The sequence below is a fragment of the Paraburkholderia tagetis genome, assembly GCF_022213065.1.
In the GTDB taxonomy this organism is placed as follows: domain Bacteria; phylum Pseudomonadota; class Gammaproteobacteria; order Burkholderiales; family Burkholderiaceae; genus Paraburkholderia; species Paraburkholderia tagetis.
This window is the reverse complement of sequence record NZ_JAKLJA010000024.1, coordinates 1,130-5,325: the sequence shown is the minus strand read 5'-3', so window position 1 is coordinate 5,325 and position 4,196 is coordinate 1,130. Positions and strand designations below refer to the sequence as shown.

At 54.4% G+C, this 4,196-nt stretch carries 1 protein-coding gene, 3 tRNA genes and 2 rRNA genes; all 6 read right to left on the bottom strand.

The genetic code is table 11. From position 1 onward, the window contains the following. A partial coding sequence (locus L5014_RS23950) for a GTP-binding protein (protein ID WP_238466282.1) occupies positions 1 to 370 on the bottom strand: 370 nt, incomplete at its 3' end. Between the two features lie 107 nt (positions 371 to 477). Further along, positions 478 to 552 (bottom strand) — tRNA-Thr (locus L5014_RS23945). A gap of 16 nt (positions 553 to 568) precedes the next feature. Beyond that, positions 569 to 642, bottom strand: a tRNA-Gly gene (locus L5014_RS23940). 39 nt (positions 643 to 681) lie between these two features. Further along, positions 682 to 767, bottom strand: a tRNA-Tyr gene (locus tag L5014_RS23935). A 141-nt stretch (positions 768 to 908) separates the two neighbouring features. After that, positions 909 to 1,022: ribosomal RNA gene (gene rrf, locus L5014_RS23930) — 5S ribosomal RNA — on the bottom strand. Positions 1,023 to 1,189: 167 nt separating this feature from the next. Next, a 23S ribosomal RNA gene (locus L5014_RS23925) occupies positions 1,190 to 4,069 on the bottom strand. Positions 4,070 to 4,196 lie beyond the last annotated feature (127 nt).

The following is a 4,196-nucleotide window of genomic DNA, read 5'->3' as shown; positions in this document are numbered from 1 at the left end:
GGGCCAGCAGGATGTGCTCACGCGTTTGCGGCATCGGGCCGTCAGCGGCCGAGCACACCAGGATTGCGCCATCCATCTGTGCCGCGCCCGTGATCATGTTCTTCACGTAGTCAGCGTGGCCCGGGCAGTCGACGTGTGCGTAGTGGCGGTTAGCCGTTTCGTACTCGACGTGCGCGGTGTTGATGGTAATACCACGTGCCTTTTCTTCCGGCGCTGCATCGATCTGGTCGTATGCCTTGGCTTCGCCGCCAAACTTCTTGGTCAGAACCGTCGTGATCGCTGCCGTCAGCGTGGTCTTGCCGTGGTCAACGTGACCGATCGTGCCCACGTTCACGTGCGGCTTGGTCCGCTCAAACTTACCCTTGGCCATTTTCGACTCCTAAGAGGATTTTTCCGTACGTTGCGCGGGGCGCGCAAACAATCACTAGTGCTGCTGCCTGCTCGATGCGAGGCCTCTGAGGCCCGCTAGATACCGGCTGGTGCCCATGGGCAGGATCGAACTGCCGACCTCTCCCTTACCAAGGGAGTGCTCTACCACTGAGCCACATGGGCATTTACTTCATTTCGCTGGAGCGGGTGAAGGGAATCGAACCCTCGTCGTAAGCTTGGAAGGCTTCTGCTCTACCATTGAGCTACACCCGCAAGGATTGCCGATTCCGACACTTAGCTACAGCTGAATTCTGGTGGAGGAGGTTGGATTCGAACCAACGTAGGCGTAAGCCAACAGATTTACAGTCTGCCCCCTTTAGCCACTCGGGCACCCCTCCGCAGAGAACTGATGATTATGGGTTAACATCCGAACTGTGTCAAGCACTTTATTCGGCGTTGAACCCACAACGCTCTCACTTATAGGGAGAGCGAAAAAGCAAAAACCCCGGCTTTTTAGGGCCGGGGTTTCGCAATAAGGAGCCTGACGATTACCTACTTTCACACGGGCAATCCGCACTATCATCGGCGTGGAGCTGTTTCACGGTCCTGTTCGGGATGGGAAGGGGTGGGACCAGCTCGCTATGGTCATCAGGCATGACGGGTTGCTGCGTCGCGATGCTTGTTCGCGCCACAGCCAATCGGGAAGAAGCGTAAAGAGGTGTTGCTGAATTGGGGTTGTGTTGTTTAATCTGGCACAACACGCGATCACTCAACCATGTGCACTCTGCCCTCCACTGCGGGAGGCAGACACACCTGTTATAGGATCAAGCCTTACGGGCAATTAGTATCAGTTAGCTTAACGCATTACTGCGCTTCCACACCTGACCTATCAACGTCCTGGTCTCGAACGACCCTTCAAGGAGCTCGAAGCTCCGGGGAAGTCTCATCTTGAGGCGAGTTTCCCGCTTAGATGCTTTCAGCGGTTATCTCTTCCGAACATAGCTACCCGGCGATGCGACTGGCGTCACAACCGGTACACCAGAGGTTCGTCCACTCCGGTCCTCTCGTACTAGGAGCAGGCCCCCTCAAACTTCCAGCGCCCACGGCAGATAGGGACCAAACTGTCTCACGACGTTTTAAACCCAGCTCACGTACCTCTTTAAATGGCGAACAGCCATACCCTTGGGACCGGCTACAGCCCCAGGATGAGATGAGCCGACATCGAGGTGCCAAACACCGCCGTCGATATGAACTCTTGGGCGGTATCAGCCTGTTATCCCCAGAGTACCTTTTATCCGTTGAGCGATGGCCCTTCCATACAGAACCACCGGATCACTATGACCTGCTTTCGCACCTGCTCGACTTGTCAGTCTCGCAGTCAAGCACGCTTATGCCATTGCACTATCAGCACGATTTCCGACCGTACCTAGCGTACCTTCGTACTCCTCCGTTACCCTTTGGGAGGAGACCGCCCCAGTCAAACTGCCTGCCATGCACTGTCCCCGATCCGGATAACGGACCAAGGTTAGAACCTCAAACAGATCAGGGTGGTATTTCAAGGACGGCTCCACGCAGACTGGCGTCCACGCTTCATAGCCTCCCACCTATCCTACACAAACCGGTTCAAAGTCCAATGCAAAGCTGCAGTAAAGGTTCATGGGGTCTTTCCGTCTAGCCGCGGGGAGATTGCATCATCACAAACACTTCAACTTCGCTGAGTCTCGGGAGGAGACAGTGTGGCCATCGTTACGCCATTCGTGCAGGTCGGAACTTACCCGACAAGGAATTTCGCTACCTTAGGACCGTTATAGTTACGGCCGCCGTTTACCGGGACTTCAATCAAGAGCTTGCACCCCATCATTTAATCTTCCGGCACCGGGCAGGCGTCACACCCTATACGTCCACTTTCGTGTTTGCAGAGTGCTGTGTTTTTATTAAACAGTCGCAGCCACCAGTTTATTGCAACCCCTTCACCCTCACCCCGCAGGGGGTTCAAGCTACAAGGGCGTACCTTATCCCGAAGTTACGGTACCAATTTGCCGAGTTCCTTCTCCCGAGTTCTCTCAAGCGCCTTAGAATACTCATCTCGCCCACCTGTGTCGGTTTGCGGTACGGTCACTGTGAAACTGAAGCTTAGAGGCTTTTCTTGGAACCACTTCCAGTTGCTTCTCCACCTAGGTGGATGGCCTCGCACCCTTGAATTCCGCGCCCGGATTTGCCAAAGCGCCTTCTCCAATGCAAGGACCGGGACTTCCAACACCCGGACAACCTTCCGCGATCCGTCCCCCCATCGCATTTCACAATGGTGCAGGAATATTGACCTGCTTCCCATCAGCTACGCATTTCTGCCTCGCCTTAGGGGCCGACTCACCCTACGCCGATGAACGTTGCGTAGGAAACCTTGGGCTTACGGCGAGGGGGCCTTTCACCCCCTTTATCGCTACTCATGTCAGCATTCGCACTTCTGATACCTCCAGCACACCTTCCGGTGCACCTTCGCAGGCTTACAGAACGCTCTCCTACCATGCACATAAATGTGCATCCGCAGCTTCGGTATATGGCTTAGCCCCGTTACATCTTCCGCGCAGGACGACTCGATCAGTGAGCTATTACGCTTTCTTTAAAGGATGGCTGCTTCTAAGCCAACCTCCTGACTGTTTTAGCCTTCCCACTTCGTTTCCCACTTAGCCATATTTGGGGACCTTAGCTGGCGGTCTGGGTTGTTTCCCTCTTGACACCGGACGTTAGCACCCGATGTCTGTCTCCCGTGATTGCACTCTTCGGTATTCGGAGTTTGCTATGGCGACGTAATCCGCAATGGACCCATCAACCATGACAGTGCTCTACCCCCGAAGGTGATACACGAGGCACTACCTAAATAGTTTTCGGAGAGAACCAGCTATTTCCAGGTTTGTTTAGCCTTTCACCCCTATCCACAGCTCATCCCCTAACTTTTCAACGTTAGTGGGTTCGGTCCTCCAGCACGTGTTACCGTGCCTTCAACCTGGCCATGGATAGATCACCTGGTTTCGGGTCTACACCCAGCGACTGGACGCCCTGTTCGGACTCGCTTTCGCTACGCCTGCCCTATTCGGTTAAGCTTGCCACTGAATGTAAGTCGCTGACCCATTATACAAAAGGTACGCCGTCACCCCTTGCGAGGCTCCGACTGTTTGTATGCATGCGGTTTCAGGATCTGTTTCACTCCCCTCCCGGGGTTCTTTTCGCCTTTCCCTCACGGTACTGGTTCACTATCGGTCGATCACGAGTATTTAGCCTTGGAGGATGGTCCCCCCATCTTCAGACAGGATTTCACGTGTCCCGCCCTACTTGTCGCATACCTAGTTCTTCCTCGCTGTTTTCGTCTACAGGGCTATCACCTGCTATGGCCGCACTTTCCAGAGCGTTCGACTAACAATGAAGATAAAGAATGCAGGCTGGTCCCATTTCGCTCGCCACTACTCTGGGAATCTCGGTTGATTTCTTTTCCTGCGGCTACTTAGATGTTTCAGTTCGCCGCGTTCGCTTCACTGAGCCTATGTATTCAGCTCAGGATGACCCATACGGGCCGGGTTTCCCCATTCGGACATCTTCGGATCAAAGCTCGTTTGCCAGCTCCCCGAAGCTTTTCGCAGGCTACCGCGTCCTTCATCGCCTGTGATCGCCAAGGCATCCACCACATGCACTTGTTCGCTTGACCCTATAACGGGTGTGTCTCGCTCACGATTGCTCGTGCGATTCACGCTCGCTACAGGCTGAGTTTTCGCGTTGTGCCGTATTCCAAAGCCCTCTTTCGAGGAACTTAAAAATACCGGACATCGCTCGCA